General features: G+C 60.9%; 12 protein-coding genes. 5 read left to right on the top strand and 7 right to left on the bottom strand.

From position 1 onward, the window contains the following. Positions 1 to 28 precede the first annotated feature (28 nt). From ACIOVB_RS09945 to ACIOVB_RS09925, 5 genes are all read right to left on the bottom strand, one after another. Complete coding sequence (locus ACIOVB_RS09945; protein WP_187679525.1) at positions 29 to 253, bottom strand: MbtH family protein; 225 nt, start codon at positions 251 to 253, stop codon at positions 29 to 31. 82 nt (positions 254 to 335) lie between these two features. Continuing rightward, complete coding sequence (locus ACIOVB_RS09940; RefSeq protein ID WP_401267192.1) at positions 336 to 1748, bottom strand: aspartate aminotransferase family protein; 1413 nt, start codon at positions 1746 to 1748, stop codon at positions 336 to 338. A 143-nt stretch (positions 1749 to 1891) separates the two neighbouring features. Further along, complete coding sequence (locus ACIOVB_RS09935; RefSeq protein WP_401267190.1) at positions 1892 to 2377, bottom strand: GNAT family N-acetyltransferase; 486 nt, start codon at positions 2375 to 2377, stop codon at positions 1892 to 1894. Between the two features lie 120 nt (positions 2378 to 2497). Further along, positions 2498 to 3820: an ATP-binding protein gene (locus ACIOVB_RS09930; RefSeq protein ID WP_401267188.1), complete on the bottom strand. Its 1323-nt coding sequence runs from the start codon at positions 3818 to 3820 to the stop codon at positions 2498 to 2500. Continuing rightward, positions 3820 to 4500 carry a response regulator gene (locus ACIOVB_RS09925; protein WP_187679529.1) on the bottom strand — a complete coding sequence of 227 codons (681 nt, stop codon included), beginning with the start codon at positions 4498 to 4500 and terminating at the stop codon, positions 3820 to 3822. The genes ACIOVB_RS09930 and ACIOVB_RS09925 overlap by 1 nt, the downstream gene beginning before the upstream one ends. A 256-nt stretch (positions 4501 to 4756) precedes the next feature. Between ACIOVB_RS09925 and ACIOVB_RS09920 the strand changes: the two genes are divergently transcribed. From ACIOVB_RS09920 to dsbG, 4 genes are all read left to right on the top strand, one after another. Then, entirely contained in the window at positions 4757 to 5449 is a 693-nt protein-coding gene (locus ACIOVB_RS09920; protein ID WP_401267185.1) for a hypothetical protein, read from the top strand. A 97-nt stretch (positions 5450 to 5546) separates the two neighbouring features. Continuing rightward, the gene (gene dsbD, locus ACIOVB_RS09915; RefSeq protein ID WP_401267182.1) at positions 5547 to 7280 is read left to right on the top strand and encodes a protein-disulfide reductase DsbD; all 1734 of its coding nucleotides are present in this window, start codon (positions 5547 to 5549) and stop codon (positions 7278 to 7280) included. Beyond that, positions 7280 to 8149, top strand: a complete 870-nt coding sequence (locus ACIOVB_RS09910; protein ID WP_187679532.1) for a TlpA disulfide reductase family protein — start codon at positions 7280 to 7282, stop codon at positions 8147 to 8149. The genes dsbD and ACIOVB_RS09910 overlap by 1 nt, the downstream gene beginning before the upstream one ends. Further along, positions 8125 to 8895, top strand: coding sequence for a thiol:disulfide interchange protein DsbG (dsbG, locus tag ACIOVB_RS09905; protein WP_401267180.1), 771 nt, complete (start codon positions 8125 to 8127; stop codon positions 8893 to 8895). The genes ACIOVB_RS09910 and dsbG overlap by 25 nt, the downstream gene beginning before the upstream one ends. A gap of 83 nt (positions 8896 to 8978) precedes the next feature. On the opposite strand, the gene ACIOVB_RS09900 is transcribed toward dsbG, so the two are convergent. Both ACIOVB_RS09900 and ACIOVB_RS09895 read right to left on the bottom strand, forming a co-directional pair. Continuing rightward, a complete protein-coding gene (locus ACIOVB_RS09900; protein ID WP_401267179.1) occupies positions 8979 to 9791 on the bottom strand; it encodes an alpha/beta fold hydrolase in 813 nt (270 codons plus the stop codon). Between the two features lie 193 nt (positions 9792 to 9984). Further along, complete coding sequence (locus ACIOVB_RS09895; RefSeq protein WP_401267177.1) at positions 9985 to 22983, bottom strand: non-ribosomal peptide synthetase; 12999 nt, start codon at positions 22981 to 22983, stop codon at positions 9985 to 9987. Positions 22984 to 23352: 369 nt separating this feature from the next. Between ACIOVB_RS09895 and ACIOVB_RS09890 the strand changes: the two genes are divergently transcribed. Next, positions 23353 to 23907 (top strand): RNA polymerase factor sigma-70, encoded by a 555-nt coding sequence (locus ACIOVB_RS09890; RefSeq protein ID WP_064120208.1) that lies wholly within the window; start codon positions 23353 to 23355, stop codon positions 23905 to 23907. Positions 23908 to 23935 lie beyond the last annotated feature (28 nt).

Genomic DNA, 23935 nt, shown 5'->3' with positions numbered 1-23935 from the left:
TCCAGCGGGTTTCTTTTTGGCCGGAAGCTTATTGAACCGCAGCCTGCCCTTCCATTTTCTGGCGCAGGCTCAGCGGGCGCATGTCAGTCCAGACTTCCTCGATGTAGGCCAGGCATTCCTTTTTCAGGCCGCTCTTGCCCACGGTGCGCCAGCCTTCTGGCACGGCCTTGTAATCCGGCCAGATCGAGTACTGCTCTTCGTGGTTGACCACGACCTGAAAGAGGATGTCCTCGCGGTCGAATACTGACGTCATGCTGGTTCTCCATCGTTGTAGGGGGGGCTGCACGGCAGGTGCAGCCGGGTATGTAGAAAGAACGTTCGGCGCGGCGAAAAATTTACTCGGCGGCGATGGCAGCAGCCAACGCACGACCGAAGATCTCGGCAACGCAGTCGATTTCGGCAGCGGTGATCACCAGCGGCGGGAGGAAACGCACCACCGCGCCGTGACGGCCACCCAACTCCAGAATCAAACCGCGCTTGAGACATTCGCGCTGCACCAGCGGTGCCAGCCGCGCAAACGCTGGTGGATGGCCGAGTGCGTCCGGCGCACCGTTCGGGTCGACCAGTTCGACGCCAAGCATCAAGCCACGGCCGCGAATATCGCCCAGTTGCGGGAAGTCGCGCTGCAGGATGCGCAGGTGCTCGCTCAAGCGCGCGCCCATGGCGGCGGCGTGTTCGCACACTTTGTGCTCAACCAGATAACGCATCACCGCAGAACCTGCAGCCATCGCCATCTGGTTGCCGCGGAAGGTGCCGGCGTGGGCGCCCGGCTGCCAGGTGTCGAGCCAGTCGCGATACACCACCACCGCCAGCGGCAGGCTGCCGCCGATGGCTTTGGACAGCACTACCACGTCCGGGATGATGCCAGCGTGTTCGAAGGCAAACATCTTGCCGGTACGGGCGAAACCGCTCTGGATTTCGTCGACAATCAGCGCCACACCAGCCTTCTCGGTGATCCGACGCAAGCCGCGCAGCCATTCGATATCCGCCGGAATCACCCCGCCCTCGCCCTGCACCGCCTCGACGATCACCGCTGCTGGCAATTGCACGCCGGCCTCGGGATCGTTGAGCAGGTTTTCCAGGTAGCTCAGGTTGGCCTTCACCCCGGCTGCGCCGCCGAGGCCGAACGGGCAACGATAGTCATACGGGAACGGCATGAACTGCACGCCGTTGCTGAGCAATGCGCCCAGCGGTTTTTTCGGCCCCAGGCTGCCCATCAGGCTCAACGCCCCTTGGCTCATGCCGTGGTAACCACCGGAGAATGACAGCACCGTGCTGCGCCCGGTCGCAGTGCGCACCAGTTTCAATGCCGCTTCCACTGCATCAGTGCCGGTCGGGCCGCAGAACTGGATCTTCGCTTGCGCCGCCAGATCCGGTGGCAGCAGGCCGAACAGATCCTGAACGAATTGATCCTTGACCGGGGTGGTCAGGTCGAGCGTATGCAGCGGCAACTCATCGGCCAATACCTGCTGGATCGCTTCGATCACCACCGGGTGGTTATGCCCCAGTGCCAGCGTGCCGGCACCGGCCAGGCAGTCAATAAAGGTGCGCCCTTCGACGTCTTCGACATACAGACCCTTGGCACGCTTGAGCGCCAGCGGAATGCGGCGCGGATAGCTGCGGGCATTGGATTCCTGCTGTGCCTGACGGGTCAGCAGTGGCGATTCATTGAACTGATACAACGTTTCCGCTGGCACCGTGGTAACCCGGGCCGGCGACTCTTCGATAAGGCTGGTGGCGACTGACATCTCTCGACCCCTCAATTCGCTATGGATTGTGACCAAAACAGCACACCGGACAGGTGCGCGTTCCGGTCGCGGGGCGCACTTGCAGGTTTTCCTGTTCTGGAAACGCATAAGCGAGGCGAGGATTTAGCCCCTTGATCGACTCGTCATCCGGATAATGGCAGTGGCTTGTACATGGGCAGGATCTGCAAGCCTTTGTGTATGAGGGGTGGTTCAGATTCGCGATAGCCCAGATGATGATAGAACGCTTCGCCAGTGCGTGTGCTGTTGAGGTGGGCATGGAGCACACCGCGCACCCGCAGCCAGCCTTGCAGATCGTTCATCAGCGCTCGCCCCGCGCCACGGCGAAAGGATTCCGGTTGTACATAGCAGAGCACAATGTCGCCACTGCCCTGAGCCAGGCCGACACCGACCGGTTTGTCCGCCAGCAAGGCGATATTCAGATAGAAATGCGGGTCGGCAAGCCAGGCGCTGAGCAAATCGGCAGATTGCTGCCGGATCCAGTCGTTGACGATAAGCGGGTCGTTGCGATGATCGAGCGCACAACCGAATCGGATCGAACGTTCGATGATGCGACAGATGATGCCGACGTCGGCCAGGATGGCCGGACGAATACAGATGGGTGCTTCCATGGCGCTGTTCCCTCAATCCATTGAGTCAAAGCTGTCGTGACCTTAACGTCACGACAGCCGGATAGCCATTGGAGAGAGGTTACATTTGATGTGCCGCATGCAGATCCCGCGAGAGCGGTTTCAAATGGCCTGCAATGGCATGGTCAACTCAACGCGCAGCCCATCCGGGCGGCTGTCGAAATGCAGGGCACATTCGCAACGCTGGACGATGGCCTGAACAATCGCCAGGCCCAGGCCGCAGCCGGTACTCTGACCATTGCGCCAGAAGCGTTGGGTCAGATGTTGCAGATCATCCTGAGCGATGCCCGGGCCATGGTCCCGCACAATAAAACGTACGCGGTTGCCGATGGTTTCCAGACTCAACTCGACCGCACAGTCTTCGGGGGTGTGGCGCAGGGCGTTGTCGAGAAGATTGCGCAGCGCGGCAATCGACAGCACCGCCGGCATTTGCAAGGGTGCTGTCGAAAGCTGTTCCGGCAGTTGCAATTTGATTCGCAGGCGCTCGCCGCCCGTGGCATCGGCAATCGCTAGCCGCGCCACTTGCTCGGCGCTGCACTGCGAGCCGTCGTCAAACGACAGGCTGCCCTCGACCCGCGCCAGCAACAGCAATTGCTCAAGCGTGCGATGCAGGCGATCAGCGCCCTCCTCGGCCTTGGCCAGCGACTGATCGCGGGCGGCACCGTCGGTCATTCGCGCCACTTGCAGGTGGGTCTTGATCGCCGTGAGCGGGCTGCGCAGCTCGTGGGCGGCGTCGCCGGTCAGCCGACGTTCGCGCTCGATGGTCTTGCCAATGCGCTGGAACAGTTGATTCTGGGTATCGAGCAAAGGCTTCAATTCGCTGGGAAACGCCTGCAATTGCAAGGGTTCGAGCGAATCGGCATTGCGCCGCATCAAGGCCTCACGCAGACGGTTAAGCGGCGCCAGCCCTTGGCCGATCCCCAGCCACAGCAGGCACAGGCAGCCGAGCAACGCCACGCCCACCGGCACCGACGCCGCCAGCAGGATCGACATGTTCAGCGCTTCACGTTCGATCTGCCGATCCGCTGTGGTAATCCGCACATCGCCCCGGGCGAGAGTGAAACTGCGCCACGGCGCACCGTCGATCATCTGGTCGTGGAAGCCCATTTTCTCGGCTTCCAGCGCTTGTTCGGGATTGTTGTGGCTGCGTGCGAGAATTTCTCCGCGCAAGGAACTGACCTGGCAGGCCATGCCTCCGGGAATGTTCAGTTGTTCGGCACTGAAATGGGTGCCTTCGCCCTTGCTCGGCAGGGTCGGCAGTTGCTCCAGCAAACCGGCGACCATGCGCGCCGACGCCACCAGACGCTGATCAAGGGAAAACATCATCTGATTGCGCAGGTCGCTGAGCATCCAGGCCGCCGCCAGCGCCCAGATCAGCGCAAACGCGGCGCCGAGAGTCAGGCTCAGGCGCAGTCGTAGGCTCATCACTTGCCTTGTTCTCCACCATCGGCCGGCCCCAGGCGATAACCCAGACCGCGCACGGTTTCGACGATGCCTTTGCCGAGTTTGCTGCGCAGGTGGTGGATATGCACGTTCAACGCGTTGCTCTCCAGCTCATCATTGAAACCGTAGACGCTGTCTTTCAATTGCTCGGTGGACAGCACCCGACCGCGATTGTGCAGCAGAGCCTGCAACAGGGATTGTTCGCGTCGCGACAAATCCACCGGTTGCCCGGCCAGCATGGTTTCGCGGCTGCTTGGGTCGTAGGTCAACGCACCGTGTTCAATCAGGTTGACGCTGCGCCCGGCCACTCGACGCAGCAAGGTTTGCAGACGGGCGAATAGCTCACGCAGATCGAACGGTTTGAGCAAGTAATCGTCGGCACCGGCCTGCAAGCCGTCGACCCGGTCAGTGACCGAATCGCGCGCGGTCAGAATCAGCACCGGAATCTCCAGACCGTGCTGACGCAGTTGCTGCAGCAGTTTCAAGCCATCTTCGTCGGGCAGGCCGAGATCAAGCACCATCACGTCAAACTCGGCAACCTTGAGCATCGCCCGCGCCTTGGACGCGGTATTGACGTGCTCGACAGTCAGCCCTTGAGCCGTGAGGCCGGCAACGATGCCGCTGGCGATCAGTTCATCGTCTTCGCAAACCAGTACGTGCATGGGCGCTCCCTGAAAAAAACGCGAGTGAAGCAGGTGAGGATTAAGCGGCAATTATGGCCATCCTCGGTAGTGACGGGAAGCCGCTCGCAGAATTGAGCAGGCCGGCACCCGGCGGAACACATTCCTTAATTGCGCACTGCAGGCACTTCAATAAGTCCCGAGAAATGAAATCCCACACTTAAGCACTACTGATAATTAATCCAGCCGGATAACCTGCCTGCACATTAAAACAACCCGTTAAAAGGAATTAACAAACATGCCAAAACTTGAAAACTTCGTTGCCGTTGATTGGCGCTCCGGCCCCGATAGAATCTATTTCTTCTTCAAAAACACCGACACTTACTCTCAATTCAGCATTGGCGACAATACGGTACCCGAGGGCTATCCACGCCCCATCATGGGTCGCTGGGATGCATTTGATCTGCATGCCAAGGATCTGCGCTTCGGATTTACCTCGACCTCGCTGGGGTTCAACGCCGGAAGCGACGAAGACATCGCCTGGCTGTTCTTTTACTACGGCGACATACCGGCCGTGTGCAAATACAACCAGGATGAAGATAGAGTCACCGGTATTTACAAAGTCGCCGATACGCTCTGGAAACCGATTGTTCCCTACTTTGACAAAATCATTGCCGGCACGTGGGCAGAAATAACGGGGCACCCTTTTCTGTTCAGGTTCATTCTCAATGACGGTCATTACCTGACGTTCAACTACAAAGCAAAAACACTGACCCGCAACCCGTTCGGCCAGCATCGTCTGGGCGCGTTGATCCCGTTTAAAAATCGAATGATCACGGCCGCACAAAATGATCGAACTTTCGCAGACAGTTACTGGTACATCTTTCTCACCAACAACCAGTACCTGATTTACAACATTCAGACGGATCGACTGGTCTCCGGCCCGCACCCAATCAATGACAGCAATTGGCCGGGACTGCTGCGTGACTGATTGGCCGAACCCGGGGAGCCTTGTAGGATACGGTTAATTATCGGTTAATCGCCGCCGCCCATTCTGCACCTCAATTGCACAGGGACAAGGCTTCTCCATGCGTCATATTTTTCTACTGTTTGCGCTTCTGATCTCGGGCCTGGCCCAGGCCGGGAACAATCCTTTTGAGACTAAACCAGAGTTTTTGCCGGTCGACAAAGCGTTTGTACTCACCTCCGAACGCCTGGAATCGGGTGAAACCCAGCTGTTCTGGCAGATCACCGACGGCTATTACCTGTACCAGAAACGTCTGAAGTTCGACGGCCTGACCGTCGAGCAGCAGCCAACATTGCCCGAAGGCGAATCCCACAGCGACGAATTTTTCGGCGAACAACCGGTTTATCGCCAAGGGCTGGAAGTGAAGATCCCGGCGGCGGCCACCGGGCAGATCAAAGTCAGTTATCAGGGCTGTGCCGATGCGGGCCTTTGTTATCCGCCGCAAACCCGGGTCATTGATCTGGGCGGCAAAGCGACCGCCTCGGCAGGCGCCGAAGCACCGGATCAAGCTCTGGCCAGCAGCCTGCAACAACGAGCGCTGGGCTGGAGCCTGCTGGTGTTTTTCGGCCTCGGCCTGCTATTGGCGTTCACCCCGTGTACGTTGCCGATGTTGCCGATTCTGGCCGGGATGATTGTCGGCAGTGGCGCGACGCCGCGCCGTGGTTTCGCGCTGGCCGGCAGTTATGTGATTTGCATGGCGCTGGTGTATGCGACGTTGGGCGTGATTGCTGCGCTGCTCGGCGCAAACTTGCAAGCCTGGTTACAGAATCCGTGGCTGCTCGGCGCCTTCGCGGCAGTGTTTGTTGTGCTGGCGCTACCGATGTTCGGCTTCTTTGAATTGCAATTGCCAGTGGCCTTGCGTGATCGACTGGAACACGCCTCGCGCAGTCGCAGCGGCGGCAGCCTGATTGGTGCTGGCGTGCTCGGCGCGCTATCTGGCTTGCTGGTCGGTCCGTGCATGACCGCACCGCTGGCCGGTGCCCTGCTGTATATCGCGCAAAGCGGCAACGCCTTGCACGGCGGGTTGATCCTGTTCTCGCTGGGGATCGGCATTGGTGTGCCGCTGTTGCTGCTGGTGACGGTCGGCAATCGCTTCCTGCCAAAACCCGGCGATTGGATGAATCTGCTCAAGGGCATCTTCGGCTTCCTGTTCCTCGCGACGGCATTGTTGATGTTGCGCCCGGTGCTGGATCCATCGTTGTGGCTCGGTCTGTGTGGCGCCCTGCTGTTGATCGCTGCTTATTGCGCCTGGAAACAATCTGAAGGCTTTGGCCGTGTCGCCCAACTGTTTGGTGCTACTGGATTACTGCTCGGGTTATGGGGCGGTTTGCTGGTAATAGGTGCGGCAGGCGGCAGCGATGATCCGTATCAGCCATTGCAGGTTTACAGTGGCGGCCGTGCCGTCAGCGCTGCGCCGAGTGGCCATGACGCGTTCACCACGATCAAGGATCCGGCGGCACTGCAACGCGAACTCGATACCGCCAAGGCTCAGGGCCAGTGGGTGCTGCTCGATTACTACGCCGACTGGTGCGTATCGTGCAAAGTCATGGAAAAGCAGGTGTTCGGCAAGGACAAGGTGATGCAGGCGCTGAGCGATGTACGTCTGCTTCGACTGGATGTCACCGCCGACAACGCCGCCAGTCGCGAATTGCTCAGCCGTTATAAAGTGCCCGGGCCACCGAGTTTCGTGTGGATCGGCGCCGATGGCGAAGAGCGCCGCAGCCAGCGCATCACCGGCGAAGTCGATGCCGATACGTTCCTGCAACGCTGGACCACCACCCGAGACGCCAATTAATGCTGACTTTCACCCTCGGCACCTTTGCCATCGCGCTTAACCACCTGCTGCTGATCAGTGCCTTGGCACTGGCAACCTTCGTCGGTTGGCGAGTGGCCAAACGCGGCGGTGACAACCCCGAGTCGGCGCTGTTCAGTCTTTTTCTGCTCGGCATGCTGGCAGCGCGCATTGCCTTTGTGGCTTTGTATTGGTCGCACTACCGCAACGATCCGTGGCAGATCGTCGATCTGCGCGATGGCGGTTTCCTCGCTTGGCCGGGGGTGATCGTCCTGCTGCTCGCCGCGCTGTATCGCGGCTGGCGGCGTCCGGGCCTGCGTCGGCCGCTGGGCTTTGGCGTCGCCAGCGGTGTAGCGTTCTGGCTGTTGGCGACGCTGTCGCTGAACATCTACGAACAAGGCACCCGACTGCCGGACATCACCCTGCGTAACGCTGCCGGGGAAACTATCAAACTCAGCGACTATAAGGGCGGCCCGCTGGTGATCAACCTGTGGGCGACCTGGTGTCCACCGTGCCGGCGCGAAATGCCGGTGCTGGAAAATGCCCAGCAGCAACGCCCGGACCTGACGTTCCTGTTCGTCAATCAGGCCGAAAGCATGCAAAGCGTGGCGACATTTCTCGAAACTCAAGGCCTGAGCCTCAACAACGTGTTGTTCGATCGCGGCGGCCGACTGGGCCAGGCCGTGGGTTCCATGGCATTGCCGACTACCCTGTTCTATAACCCCGATGGTCGATTGTTGGCCAGTCATCTGGGCGAGTTGTCGAACGCCAGCCTGGCTCGCGCCCTGGAAAACTTCGATACCCCAAATCCGACCGCCGCACCGTCCACCTCTTCAAGGAAACTGCCATGCCCCGCCTCCGCCACCTGCTGACGCTGACTCTGGGCACTGCCCTGCTGCAACTGCCGTCGGTTCAGGCCGCTGAAGAATTGCCTGCGGCGATCAAACAGATCGAAGCCAAAGGCGCAAAAATCGTCGGCCAGTTCGATGCCCCCGATGGCTTGCGCGGTTACGCGGCGCAGTACCAGAACCGCGGCATGGCGCTGTACCTGACCCCGGACGGCAAACACGTGCTGCTGGGCAATCTGTACGACGCCGATGGCAAAGACTTGAGCAGCGAACCGTTGCAAAAACTGGTCTACGCGCCGCTGGCCAAGGAAGTCTGGGCCAAGTTCGAAGCGAGCAACTGGATTCAGGACGGCAACAAGGATGCGCCGCGCACGGTGTACCTGTTCAGCGATCCAAATTGCCCGTATTGCAACATGTTCTGGGAACAGGCCCGACCGTGGGTCAAGGCCGGCAAGGTGCAGTTGCGCCACATCATGGTCGGCATCATCCGCGAAGACAGCCCGGGCAAGTCCGCCGCGTTGCTGGCGGCCAAGGATCCGAGTAAAGCCCTGGAAGATCACGAAAAGGCCGGCAAGGGCAGTTCGCTCAAGGCGTTGAAAGACATTCCAGCGGCAGTGCAGACCAAACTCGCAGCGAACATGCAGTTGATGGAAGACCTGGAGTTGCAGGCCACACCAGCGATTTTCTACATGGACGACAAGGGTGAACTGCAACAGCAGCAAGGCGCACCGACGCCGGACAAGTTGGTGAAGATTCTCGGGCCGAAGTAAGCAAGATCAAAAGATCGCAGCGTGCCGCAGCTCCTACAGAAGAATGCGATCCTCTGTAGGAGCTGTGGCACGCTGCGATCTTTTTAATTGCGCTCAGCCAAAAACTTCAGCAATGCCTCATTCACAAACTCTGGATTCTCCAGATTGGAGATATGCCCCGCCTCCGGTACCAGCCCCCACGGGCAGCCGATCAGCTCTGCCATTTCCTTGGCTTCCGACGGCGGCCGTGGCTTGTCCTGATCGCCGCACAGTACCAGCGTGGTCGCTGCATTCAGCTCGCCCAGACGCGGCAACAGATCATCGCGACCAAAGGTGATGCGGCCCATTGGCACGATGCTTTCGCGCAGGCGATCGGCTGAATACGCCGCCAGTTTTGCGCGGAAGTCCTGGTAAAGCGCCGACTGTGGATCGATCCCCGGCCGGAAGAAAATCGGCACGACGATATCGAGCAATTGCTCCGAGATTTCGCCGGTTTCTTCGATCTGTTTGAACAACGAGAAGTAGTACTGACGGGTGGGCTCGGGTTCAACACCGACATAGGTGTCCATCAACACCAGACCATTGAGCCGCTGTGGTGCCGCCAGTGCCAGACGCACGCCCCACATGCCGCCGACCGACAATCCCACCAAAGTCACCTGATCGATATCCAGATGATCGAGCAAGGCCTGCGCTTGACGGGCGATGTCGTCCAGAGATGTGGTGCCTTGCGGCAATCGCCCGGACTCGCCATGGCCCCACAGATCCAGCGCAATCACCCGATAGTGCGACGACAGCGCAGCGATCTGCGGCGCCCACATGGCTTGGTCCCACAGGTAACTGCCGGCCAGCAGCACAGCCGGGCCGGTGCCTTGGTCAATGTAATGAAGGGCTTGTCCGTCCACCGTGAAAAAAGGCATCGATTCACCTGCGCGGGAAAAAAGAGAACCGGCAGACTGAGCTGCCGGTTCTGGATCGTCAACCCTGGAAATGTACGCGAATGTAGCGCCGCCATTCGCGAGCAGGCTCGCTCCCACTGGGGATCTGCGATCGACACAAACCCCATGTGGGAGCGAGCCTGCTCGCGAAGAGGCCGGTTCAGGCGCTAGAAAATCAAAAGCCCTCCAGCTCCGCCATCAGGTCATTCAAGCGATCCACCTTCTCCTCGGTGATATCACTCGCCGCCAGCCCATCGATGTACTCGGCCAGTTCCGCCACCGTGCTGCATTCGAACATCGCCCGCAGCGGTACGTCGCGTTGCAGGGTTTTTTGCACCCGCGAAGCAATCTGCGTCGCCAGCAACGAATGGCCGCCCAGTTCAAAGAAGTTGTCGCGCACGCCGACCTTGTCGACCTTCAGCACTTCGGCCCAGATATCCGCCAGGGTCTGCTCCAGTTCGTTGCGCGGGGCCAGGTAATCCTGGCTCTGCAACTGGCCGATCCCCAGCGCCGGCAAGGCGTTGCGATCGAGTTTGCCGTTGGCGTTGAGCGGCAGTTGCTCCAGCCACAACCAGTGCAGCGGCACCATGTATTCCGGTAGTTCGGCACGCAGGCGCTGTTTGATTCGCTCCAGACGTTCACTCGGATTGACCGCCGAACCCGCAGCAACCAGATATCCGACCAAGTGCTTGCCGTTTACGCCTTCCTGCACGCCAACCGCCGCATCACGGACTTCCGGCTGTTCGTGCAGACGCGCTTCGATTTCACCCAGCTCGATGCGGTAGCCGCGGATCTTCACTTGATGATCGACCCGGCCAACATATTCCAGCACGCCATCGCTACGACGTCGCGCCAGGTCACCCGTGCGATACAGACGCTCACCCGGCGCGCCGAACGGGTTCGGCACAAATACTGGTGCAGTACGCAGCGGATCGCTGACATACCCGCGACCGACGCCGGTGCCCGCCACACACAACTCACCCACCGCACCCAACGGCACCAGTTCCAGCGCGCCATCAAGCAGGTACAGCAAGTTGTTGTCGGTCGGTGTACCGATCGGCAAGTAACTGCCGCGAGTCGAGGCCAGGTCGACGCGGAAGAACGCCACGTCATCGGAACATTCCGCCGGGCCATAAGCGTTGACCAGGCCGATCTGCGGGTAACGCAACAGCCACTGATGCGCCAACTCGGGCGGCATCGCTTCACCGGTCGGCAGCATCCAGCGCAGGCCGTCGAGGCTCAGGCGATCCGAGGCGAGCATGCCTTGAATCAGCGAAGGCACGCTCTCCAGTACGGTGATGCCCTGTTCCTGCACATGCACCAGCAAACCTTGCGGATCGTGGGCGATGGTGTTCGGCACGATGTCGACCCGCGCACCAAACAGTGGTGCGGCGAGGAACTGCCAGACCGAAATATCGAAACTTTGCGACGCGGTCTGCGCGATGACGTCAGCGTCAGTCAGATGCAGATAGGGCACCTTGCTCAACTGGTTGTTAAGCATGCCGCGCTGCTCGACCATCACACCTTTCGGCAAGCCGGTGGAACCCGAGGTATAGATCACATAGGCCAGATTGTCCGGGCCACTGTGGATACCTGGGTTTACCAAGGATGTCGCGGCTGCTTGCACCTCTTCCCAGACCAGCAGACGTGGGCGATTGGCGCAGCTGAATTCATCCAGCAAAGTCTGCGCTTGCGCGCGGCACACCTCGCTGCACACCAGCACTGGCGTACGGCTCAGCTCGATGATCCGTTGCAGGCGCTGACTCGGCAGGCCCGGGTCCAGCGGCAGGTAACCGGCACCCGCCTTGAAGCTGCCGATGATCATGCCCAACAGATCAAGGTTACGTTCGGCCAGCAACGCCACCGGTTGATCCATCTGCACCCCGGCCGCAACCAGTGCATGACCGAGACGGTTGGCGTTGTGGTTCAGCGCCTCGAAACTCAATTGCTGATCGAGGCAACTGGCAGCAATCCGCTGTGGATGCTGCGCGACCTGCGCTTCGAACAGCGAAACATAGCTCTGCTCCAGCGGATAGTCATGGGCGCTCTGGTTGCAACCGTGCAGCAGAAAGTCCTGTTCCTCAGCGCCGAGCAGCGGCAGATCGGCCATGTCGCCATGGAAGCCATCGACCAATGCCAGCAGCAGACGTTTGAATTCACCGAGCATCCGCTCGATCGTCGACTCGTCGAAGTAACGCTGGTCATACGACAGATGCAGGCCGAGGTCATCGCCCGGGTAGCACACCGCCGTCAACGGGAAGTTGGTGTGGGTGCGGCCCGAGTCCGAAGTCGCGTTAAGACTCTGCGCGCGATCCAGCACGGAAACTTCCACCGGGGCGTTTTCGAAGACGAACAGGCTGTCGAACAGCGGCTGGCCTTTCGGCAGTTCGCTCTGTTCCTGAATGCTCACCAGCGGCAGGTATTCGTACTCGCGCAGTTGCATGTTGCTGTCGAGCAAACCGCTCAACCACTGACGCACACTGGCGCGCTGATCGTCCGCCGGGATCTGCACCCGCAGCGCAATGCTGTTGATGAACAGGCCGACAGTGCGTTGCATCTCGGGCATTTCCACCGGACGCCCGGCCACGGTTACACCGAACAGCACGTCACGATCACCGCTCATGCGCCGCAGCACCAGTGCCCACGCCGCTTGGGCGAAGGTGTTGATGGTCAGTTGATGGGCCTGGGCCAGCTCGCGCAGACGGGCACCGTCCTCGACGTTGAGTCGGGTATAGCGGTCGCCGACGACCATCCCGCCGCTTTCGCCGGCATGTTCACGCAGGAACGGACGGTCGCTCGGGATTGGCGTGGTGCGTTCGAAACCTCGCAGGTTCTGCTGCCACCACTGCCGCGCTTCGGCCAGGCTCTGGCGTTGCAGCCAGCCGATGTAATCGCGGTAACGCGGCGGCACGCTCAACTGGGCTTCGCGACCTTCACCAAGGGCGGTGTAGATTTCGAAGAAGTCATTCATCAGCAACGAACGGCACCAGGCATCGATGAGGATGTGGTGGTTGCTCATCATGAACCAGTAGCGCGCCGCCCCGACCTTGATCAGGCGCAGGTGGAACGGTGCCTGATTGAGCAGATCGAACCCGGCCTCACGCTCGCGTTTCAGCAGTGCTTGCAGCTTTGGCTCTTGATCGGCATCGCTGATCGCGCTCCAGTCGAGGTAATCGATCGGCGTGCGGCCCGGGGTGTGAATCACTTGCAGCATGTCTTCGCCGACGTTCCAGCAGAACGATGCACGCAGCGCCTCATGACGGGCGATCACCGCTTGCCACGCCTGGGCGAAACGCTCGGGATCAAGTTCGCTGTTGATGCGGTAGCGATCCTGCATGTAGTACAGACCGGTGCCCGGTTCGAGCAGGGTGTGCAGCAGCATGCCCTCCTGCATCGGCGTCAGCGGATAAACGTCTTCGATGTGCGTGGCCGGCACTGGCAAGGCATCGAGTTGCGCCTGGGTCAGTCTGGCCAGCGGGAAGTCCGAAGGCGTCAGGCCACCGGCCTCGTCTTGCAGGCAATGGCTGATCAGACTTTGCAGTTCGGCGAGGTAGGCCTCGGCCAGATCATTGATGGTCTGCGCGTCGTAACGCTCGGCGCTGAAGGTCCAGCGCAGCAGCAATTCACCGCCATAAACCTGACTGTCGACGCTCAACTCGTTCGGCAACGGTGCCTGCGGATCGTGGGCCGCGCCGACCGGCTCATCCAGCGGACGGAACAGCGCATCGCTGCCGAAGCTCTGGTCGAACTGGCCGAGGTAGTTGAAGGTGATCGGTGCGTTCGGCAGCGCCGACATGCTGCGCTGGCTGAAATCATCGGCCAGATAACGCAGCACGCCATAACCCAGACCTTTATGCGGCACCGCGCGCAGTTGCTCCTTGATCGCCTTGATCGAAGCGCCCTGTCCTGCGGCCTCTTCGATGTTGTGCGGAGTCAGGCGCAGGGGATAGGCACTGGTGAACCAGCCGACGGTACGGGTCAGGTCGATCTCGTCGAACAGGGTTTCGCGGCCGTGACCTTCGAGTTGAATCAGCGCCGATTCTTGGCCGCTCCAGCGGCACATCACGCGGGCCAGGGCGGTCAGCAACAGATCGTTGACCTGGGTGCGATAAGCGCTCGGCGCTTGCTGCAACAATTGTTTGGTGTGCTCGGCATCCAGACGCACGCTAACCGTTTGTGCGTGCTGATTCTGCTGGCCGCCCTGCGGATTTTCGCAAGGCAGATCAGCGTTCGGGCCGGCCAGTTGGGTTTGCCACCAGTTGAGTTCTTCACGCAGGGATTCGCTGCCGGCGTAAGCCTGCAAGCGTGCCGCCCAATCCTTGAAGGCGCTGGTTTTCGCCGGCAACTTGACTGACTGATTGGCGTCCAGCTGGCGATACACGGTTTGCAGATCGTCGAGCAAAACGCGCCACGACACACCGTCGACCACCAAGTGATGGATAGCGATGAACAGGCGCTGCTGACCCTCCGGGCCATCGACCAGCAAGGCGCGCAGAAGCGGGCCGTTTTCCAGATCGAGACTGCGCTGGGCATCGGCGAACAATGCCTCACACTTGTCCATCGAGGACACTCGCACTTGCCACAGCACTGCCGCATCCGACACCGGTTGGTGCGTCGCTTGCCACGCGCCGTTGGCCTCGGTGAAGCGCAGACGCAAGGCGTCATGCTGCTCGATCACTGCCAGCAGCGCCTGCTCCAGACGGTGCGGTTCCAGCGTAACGGTCGGCTCCAGCAGCAACGCCTGGTTCCAGTGTTGACGCTGAGGAATATCGCTATCAAAGAACCAGTGCTGAATCGGCGTCAGACGTGATTCACCGGCGACCAAACCTTGTTCGGCCGTCACCTGCTCGCTCCGACTCGCCACAGCGGCGAGAGTCTGCACGGTCTGATGCTGGAACAGGTCACGCGGGCTGAAATGAATGCCCTGCTGGCGCGCGCGGCTGACCACTTGAATCGACAGAATCGAGTCGCCGCCCAGTTCGAAGAAGTTGTCGTTGAGCCCGACCTGTTCGACGTTGAGTACTTCGCACCAGATCTGCGCCAGGGTTTGTTCGAGCTCGTTGCTCGGTGCCACATAATCCTGACGATTGAGCTCCGGGTCCGGCGCCGGCAAGGCGCGGCGGTCGAGTTTGCCGTTGGCGGTCAGCGGCATGCTCGCCAGCAGGATCAGGTGCGTCGGCACCATGTAATCCGGCAATTGCGTCTTGAGGTGCGACTTAAGGGCTTCGCGCAATTCGGCCTGTTTGGGTTCGCTTTGCTCTGCGATCTCGGTGACGAGGTAGCCAACCAGTTGCTTGCCGCTCGGCGCATCCACTGCCAGCACCACCGCTTCGCGGATCGAATCGTGATCGAGCAGGCGGGTTTCGATTTCGCCCAACTCAATACGAAAACCACGGATTTTCACCTGATGGTCGATCCGGCCCAGGTACTCGACCAGACCGTCGGCGCGCTGGCGCACCAGATCGCCGGTGCGGTACATGCGACCGCCATCGACGGCAAACGGATCAGCGACAAAACGCTCGGCTGTGATGCCCGGACGATCATGGTAAGCCTGCGCCAGACCGGCGCCGCCGACGAACAGTTCGCCGGTCGCACCTTGCGGCACCAGTGCCAGATCGGCGTCAAGGATGTACGCAACACGCGCACCGATCACGCTGCCGATCGGCACACTGCCGGCGCCCTCCTCCAGCACATCCGGGGCCAGACTGGCCAGTGGCATGACCACGGTTTCGGTCGGGCCGTAGGCGTTGAAGAACAGGCTCGGTTTGAACGCTGCGCGAATCCGTTGCAGGTGTTCGCCGGTCAATGCTTCGCCGCCGGTGATGATCATCCGCACCGGTAGGACTTCGTTTTGCGTCGCCAGGAGTTGCGCCAACTGGCTGCCGTAGCTCGGGGTGAAACCCAGCACGTTGATGCGATGGGTGCGAATCAGCCCGCAGATTTCTTCGGCGTCCCACTGACCTTGCGCACGCAACACAACTTGCGCGCCACTCAGCAGCGGCACCAGCAGACGCTCGGTGGCGGCATCGAAGTTGATCGAATAGAAGTGCAGCTCGCAGTCGTCCGGGCGCATGCCGAAGCGTTCGATCACGGCTTGGCAGTGCATGGCGATTTCACCGTGGGAGACCACCACACCTTTCGGCTTTCCGGTCGAGCCCGAGGTGTAAATCAGGTAGGCCTGATGCTGCGGCAGACTGATAAAGGGCAGCTCCGTGGCCGGGTAATCCGCTAGTGCCGCGCTGTCATCTTCCTGGCTCCAGCGCGCCACACTCGGCGGCAAATCGCCAAGCGCTTTGAACATCGCACTGTCGCTGAGCAGCAGACCGATGCGGCTGTCTTCGATCATGTAGTGCAGACGGTCGAGCGGGTATTCCGGGTCCAGCGGAACGTAGGCGCCGCCGGCCTTGAGTATCGCCAGCAGGCCGATGACCATTTCCAGCGAACGCTCCAGCGCCAGACCGACCCGCACTTGCGGCCCAACCCCACGCTCACGTAGCGCCCAGGCCAGACGATTGGCGCGGGCGTCGAGTTCGGCGTAGCTCAGGGTCTGGCCGGCGAAGGTCAGGGCCGGTGCGTCTTTGCGCACCAGGGCCTGCTCGGCGAACAGGTGATGGATGCACTGATCGAGACGATGCTCACCCGGCTCGATGCCAAGGCTGTCGAGCAGGTGCTGCTGCTCAGGTTTGTCGAGCAACGGCAGTTCGCTCAGGCGCTGCTGCGGATCGGCGATCAGCGCTTCCAGCAAATTGCGCCAATGCTTGGCCATGCGCGCGATGGTCGGTTCGTCGAACAGATCGGTGCTGTACGTGAGGCAGCACCCGAGGCGATGGTCGAGGTCGGTGACTTCCAGGTTGAGGTCGAACTTGGTCGCCCGCGCATCGTTGGCCAGGTATTCGACGGTCATACCGGCAAGCATGCGGCTCTGCTGGAACTCCCAGCGCTGTACGTTGCACATCACCTGGAACAGCGGGTTGTAAGCAGCGCTGCGCGGTGGCTGTAAAGCCTCGACCAGATGATCGAACGGCAGATCCTGATGGGACTGGCCTTCGATCACGGTGTGACGAACCTGCTCGAACAATTCGCCGACCGACATCTGGCCGTCGAGTTGGCAGCGCAACACCTGGGTGTTGAGGAACGCACCGATCAGCCCTTCGCTTTCCGGGCGGATGCGGTTGGCCACCGGCGCGCCGATACGCAGATCGGTCTGGCCGCTGTAGCGGTACAGCAGCGTGGCAAGCGCGGCGGTCATGGTCATGAACAGGGTCAGGCCGTTTTGCGCATTGAACGCACGGACACGGGCGGCAAGATCATCGCTGAGGTCGAAGCGGAACAGTTCACCCTGATGGCTTTGCACCGGCGGACGCGGACGGTCGCCCGGCAATTCCAGCAACGGATGTTCGCGCCCCAGTTGCGCGGTCCAGTAGTCGAGCTGACGCTGACGTTCGCCGGACTCCAGCCAGTTACGCTGCCAGACGCTGTAGTCGAGGTACTGCACCGGCAGCGGTTCCAGCGGCGAATCACGGTCATCGACAAAGGCTTCGTACAGCGCGCTGAGTTCGCGGGCAAAGATGTCCATCGCCCAGCCTTCGGTGACGATGTGGTGCAGGGTCAGGACAAAGTAATGCTCTTGCTCGGCGGTCTTGACCAGACAGGCACGCAGCAGCGGACCGGTTTCCAGATCGAACGGCTGGTGCGCTTCCTCGTCAGCCAGTTGCTGGACGTTTTGCTCACGGACATCAGCCGCGAGTTTCGAAAAACCCTTCCAGTCCATGCGCACGCCGCTCTCGGCATGCACGCGCTGACGAGCAACACCATCGACGCTCGGGAACGTGGTGCGCAGGGTTTCGTGACGCAGGATCAGCGCTTGCAACGCTGCCTCGAAACGCTCGACATGCAATACGCCGCGCAGGCGCGCCATGCCGCCAACGTTGTACGCCGGGCTGTCCGGTTCCATCTGCCAGAGGAACCACATGCGCTGTTGCGAATAGGACAACGGTACCGGTTGGCTGCGGTCGACTTTTTCAATTGACGGCTGTTTGTTGGTGCGGCCGCTGGCCTGGATCAGACGGATCTGTTCAGCGAAATCACCGAGTTCGCTGTGTTCAAACAGCGCTCGTAACGGCAACTCGACGTCGCAGGCCTGACGGCTACGCGAGATGATTTGCGTGGCCAGCAGCGAGTGACCGCCGAGGGCAAAGAAATCGTCGCGCAGGCCGACTTGCGCCAGACCCAGCACTTCACGCCAGATCGCGGCGATCTGTTGCTCAAGTTCAGTGACCGGCTCGACGTGTTCGCGCACTTGCCATTGCGGCTCAGGCAAGGCACGACGGTCGAGTTTGCCGCTCGGGCTGAGGGGCATTTCGTCAAGGCGCATCAGTTGCGCCGGGACCATATATTCCGGCAGCTCAGCGGCCAGAGCGGTTTTCAGGCGAGTGATCTGCGCGTCCTGATCTTCGCGGGCGTCGGTGGCGGTGAAGTAGCCGATCAGTTGTGCGCCAGCGGCGGTTTCGCGTACCAGCACCACGGCTTGGGCGACGCCGTTTTGAGCGAGCAAACGCGCTTCGATTTCTTCCGGTTCGACACGAAAGCCGCGCAGCTTGACCTGTTGATCGAGACGGCCGAGGTATTCGATGACGCCGTCGGTTGTCCAGCGTGCACGGTCGCCGGTACGGTACAGACGCGCGCCCTGCTCACCCAATGGATCGACAACGAAACGTTCGGCAGTCAGCGCCGGGCGGCCGAGGTAACCACGGGCCAGGCCGATGCCGCTGATGCACAGCTCACCGGGCACGCCGGCCGGCATGGGGTTGAGGTCGGCGTCGAGAATGCGGCACACCACGTTGCCCAGCGGTCGGCCAATCGGCGAGCGTTCGCCATCGGCCGTTGTGCAATGCCAGTGAGTGACGTTGATCGCGGTTTCGGTCGGGCCATATCGGTTGTGCAGTTGCACCGCTGGCAGTTGCGCCAGTACGCGGTTACGCAACTCCGCCGGCAAGGCTTCGCCGCCAGAGAAGACACGGCGCAGGCTGGTGCATTCAGCGCTGAGCGGCTCGTCGACGAATAACGAAAGCAGCGGCGGCACGAAATGCAGCGTAGTCACGCCGTATTGCTGAACAAGCTGAGCAATGCGATGCGGATCACGGTGTTCGCCCGGGCCGGCAATCAGCAGACGTGCACCGGTGATCAGCGGCCAGAAGCATTCCCACACCGACACGTCGAAACTGATCGGCGCCTTTTGCATCAGCACGTCGGTTTCGTTGAGGCGATAGGTGTTCTGCATCCATTGCAGACGTTCGGCCAGTGCCGCGTGCGTGTTACCGACGCCTTTCGGCTGGCCAGTGGAGCCGGAGGTGTAAATCACATAGGCGAGGTTGTCGCCGTGCAGGTGCAAAACCGGTGCCTGGCTCGGCCAGTTTTCCAGGTGCAACGCGTCCATGGCGATAACGCTGACGCCTTCGCTGGCAGGCAAGCGGTCAAGCAATTCGGTCTGGGTCAACAGCAGTTCGACGCCGCTGTCGCTGAGCATGTAGGCCAGGCGATCAGCCGGATAATCAGGGTCCAGCGGCACGTAGGCGCCGCCGGCCTTGATGATTGCCAGCAGGCCAATCAGCAGTTGCGGCGAACGCTCGGCAGCGATGGCCACGCAGACATCCGGGCCGACGCCTTTGTCACGCAGGTAATGCGCCAGGCGGTTGGCTTGAGCATGCAGTTCGGCGAAATCGAGGCTGCCACCGTCCCAGACCAGCGCAGTGCGTTCCGGGGTCAGGCGCACTTGTTCATTGAGCAGCTCCGGCAGCCATTGTTGCGCCGGGGCGCACGGGGCGATGCTCCAGTCTTTTTGCTGATCGTGTTCAGTGGCGGTCAGCAGTTGCAGATCGCCGATGGCGTGTTGCGGATGCTCACAGACGTCGCGCAACAGATTGCTGAAGTGTTCGGCCAGACGCTCGATCGTCTGCGCATCGAACAGTTCGTTGGCGTAGTCGAAGGAGAGCGTCAGGCGACCGTTACGGTCTTCCTCGCTGTGCAGTTGCAGATCGAACTTGGCCTCGCGGCTGTGCCACGGCAATTCTTCGGCGAGCAGGCCCGGCAGGCGCTTGAGCGCACTCAGGTCGCGCTGCTGATGGTTGAACATGACTTGGAACAGACCTTGTTCGCGGGCCTGCGGGAAAGCTTCGAGCAGTTGTTCGAATGGCAGATCCTGATTCGCTTGTGCCCCGAGTGCAGCCTGACGGGTTTGCGCCAGCAACTCGATAAAGGACAGCCGCGAATCGACGTCAGCGCGCAGCACTTGGGTGTTGATGAAGAAGCCGATCAGGCCTTGGGTTTCCAGGCGCGGACGGTTGGCATTGGGCACACCGATGCGGATATCTCGCTGCCCACTGTAGCGATGCAGCAGGCTCTGGAACGCCGATAGCAAGAGCATGAACGGCGTGGCATCGTTCGCTTGGGCAGTCTGTCGGATCGCTTGGCTGAGGCTGACGCCCAATCGCACGCTGTGTCGTGCCGCGCTGTGAACCTGCAAGGCGGAACGCGGATGATCGGTGGCCAGTTCCAGCGTCGGATGCTCATTCCCCAATTGCGCTTTCCAATACGCCAGTTGCCGCTCGCCCTCGCCTTGCGCCAGCCATTGGCGCTGCCAGCTGCCGTAGTCGGCGTATTGAGTTGGCAACGGTGCGAGTTCGGCACGTTGCCCTTGGGAAGCGCAGGCGTACAGACGCGAGAACTCATCGATCAACACGTTCAGCGACCAGCCGTCAGCGATGATGTGATGCAGCGTCACCAGCAGTTGGTGATCTTCATCGTCGAGGCGGATCAGCGTCACCCACAGCAGCGGGCCTTTTTCCAGATCGAACTGGGTACGCGCTTCGTCCTCACGGATCTGCCGGGCTCGGGCCTCACGCTCATGGGCTGGCAGGTCGCTGATGTCGATCAGTTGCAGATTCAATTCAGCTGTCGCGTCGACCTGTTGCAGCGCCACACCGTCGAGTTCGAAGAAGCGTGTACGCAGGGATTCGTGGCGGTCGATCAGTTGCTGGAAGCTGGCGCGCAAGGCGTCTTCGTCCAGTTCGCCGCGCAAACGCAGGGCACCGGGAATGTTGTAGGCGCTGCTCTGCGGATCGAGCTGCCAAGTGATCCACAGACGGTTCTGCGCCAGCGATTGAGGCATCGGTTCGGTGCGGGACAGGACGGAGATTTCGCCCTGGGCGCTGCCGCCGTCGTGTTGCTGTTGCGCCACCGCAGCGGCGAACGCGGACAAGGTCGGGGCCTCGAAGAGCAGGCGCAGATTCAGTTCAAGACCCAGCTCTTCGCGGACGCGGGCGATCACTTGCGTGGCGGCGATCGAGTTGCCGCCGAGCAGGAAGAAGTGATCGTCGGCGTTGACCTGTTTGACGTTCAGCTGTTCGGCCCAGATTTTGCCGATCAGGGTTTCGAGTTCGGAGGCTGATGCCGTCGCATCCTGGGTTTCGGAAGTGGTCGACGGGAACAATGCGTAGCTGTCGAGGCTTCCGTCGGCCAGACGATTGCGGCAGGCCGAACGTTGCAGTTTGCCGCTGGAAGTCTTTGGCAGCGCGCCCGGATTGAGCAGCACCACCACACTCGGAGCTTCTTGATATGCCTCAGCCACCGATTGGCGGATGGCTTTGATCAATGCGTCCGGCGGCAGGATTTTCTGCACGCTGCGGCTGATTTCCGCGGCGATACCGATTCCCTCCTCGCCGTTCTGAGTAACCGCAAACGCGGCGACACGGCCCTTGCGCACCACCTCCACTTCGTTTTCGACAGTCTTCTCGATGTCCTGCGGATACAGGTTGTGCCCGCGCACGATCAGCATGTCCTTTAAACGACCGGTGATGAACAACTCACCCTCGCGGATGAAGCCCAAGTCGCCCGTGCGTAGCCAGGTGCGGCCGGCGTGCTGGACGAAGGTATTGGCACTGGCCTCGGGGTTGCGCCAGTAACCATGAGCGATGCTCGGCCCGGCAGCCCAGACTTCGCCAACGGCGTTGTCGGCCAGTTCTACCAGGCTGTTCGGTTCGACGATCAGCACCGCGTGCTCCGGCTGGCTGACGCCGCAACTCATGATCGGGCTGCCATCGCCAGGCTCGGCGCGGTTTTGCGCCAGCGCCTGATCATCCACGCGCAGCGCGGGAATACCGGTGCCACGCGGGGTGCCGGCAACGAACAGCGTCGCTTCGGCCAGACCGTAGGAGGCCATGAAACTGTCTTCGCTGAAACCGCAGGTCACGAACTTCTCGGCGAAGCGCTCAAGGGTGTCGAGACGGATCGGCTCAGAGCCGGAATAGGCCACACGCCAACGGCTCAGGTCGAGACGCTCCAGCGCCGATTCACTGACCCGCTCGCTGCACAAACGGTAGGCGAAATCCGGTCCGCCGCTGATGGTGCCGCCGTATTGGCTGATCGCCTCAAGCCAGCGCAATGGCCGTCCAAGAAAGTACGCCGGCGACATCAGGATGCACGGTACGCCGCTGAAAATCGGTTGCAGTAATCCGCCGATCAAACCCATGTCGTGGTACAGCGGCAGCCAACTGACGATGACGTCGTCCGGGTTCACATCGATGCCGAAACCGTGACGGATCAGCAACTCGTTGGCGACCAGGTTGCCATGGCTGACCTGCACGCCTTTGGGCAATGCAGTAGAGCCAGAGGTGTATTGCAAAAAGGCGATGTGGTCTGCCGGCAGATCGGGTTCGACCCAACGATCAGCCAATGCGCTGTCGAGGGTATCGACGCACAACAGCGGCGGCGCACCTTCGATCTGTTGCAGCGCTTCACGCAGGTCGGCACTGGTCAGCAGCAGGCGCGGTTCGGCGTCGGCGATGATCGACAGCAGACGCTCCTGGTGATGACGGCGGGCGGACTCCGGCGGATAGGCCGGCACCGCGATCACGCCCGCATACAGGCAACCGAAAAATGCCGCGACGTAATCCGGACCGCTGGGAAACAACAGCACCGCGCGATCACCGAACTCGGCCTCGGCCTGCAACGCGGCAGCAATGGTGCGCGCGCGCTGATCCAGTTCGCGATAGCTGAGCACCACAGCCTGCTCTTCGTTTTCAGCGAGAAAACGCAAGGCCAGTCGATCCGGCGTCAGGGCCGCGCGGCGCTTGAGGGCTTGGACCAGGGTGCTGGGGAGTTCGAACGCGTCGGTCATGAGGTTTCCTGCCTGAATTCGGCTTGCTAGTGGAATCGGGTTGCTGCGTCACGCCCTTCGAGGGCATGCAGGACGCGGTCTACGCCGACCGCGCAAGGCATGGGAATGCTGTCTGGCCGGGACTCTTTATCCGGAACCATTCACCAATGAGAACGGATGACGTCTTGAAATAATTAGTCGGCAGGCTGGATCGTCAATGGGGCCGGGGTGCGGCGGCGTGTCGCAGTTCTCAGATCGCAATAATTCAGAGCATTACTTCTCTTTCTCATTTGACAATCATTATCATTCAACATAATTTGTCGCTCGATGTGTAGGGCGCCCCTCCTCTCCCCGGCGTCCCACGAACCAATTGGCAGCAAGGTGATTTCCATGACGGAACAAGTATCCACAAGCAGGTGCGATTCACCGCTACTCCAGGCTTTTGTCGACAACCGACTGATTCTGGTCAAGATTGCAGCGCGCATTACCGGCTGCCGCTCGCGTGCCGAGGATGTCGTGCAGGATGCGTTTTTCCGACTGCAATCAGCACCACCGATCACGTCGTCGATCAAGGCTCAACTGAGTTATCTGTTCCAGATCGTGCGCAACCTCGCCATCGATCACTACCGCAAACAGGCGCTGGAGCAGAAGTATTCCGGCCCTGAAGAGGAAGGGCTGAACGTGGTCATTCAAGGTGCTTCGCCGGAAACCTCGCACATCAACTTCTCGACCCTGGAAAACATTGCCGATGCACTGACCGAGCTGCCCAGCCGCACTCGCTATGCATTCGAGATGTACCGCCTGCACGGCGTGCCGCAAAAGGACATCGCCAAGGAACTCGGCGTCTCGCCGACCCTGGTCAACTTCATGATTCGTGATGCTCTGGTGCACTGCCGCAAGGTGTCGGGCAGTCGTCGGGATGCGGTGGCTGTGGGTCGTCGCTGAAACCGAGTTGTCCGCACAAAAAAGATCG

It is taken from the genome of Pseudomonas sp. NPDC087639, from assembly GCF_044743385.1.
Classification (GTDB): domain Bacteria; phylum Pseudomonadota; class Gammaproteobacteria; order Pseudomonadales; family Pseudomonadaceae; genus Aquipseudomonas.
Note: the sequence above shows the minus strand (reverse complement) of the source record. Positions and strands in the feature narration are given on the sequence as shown.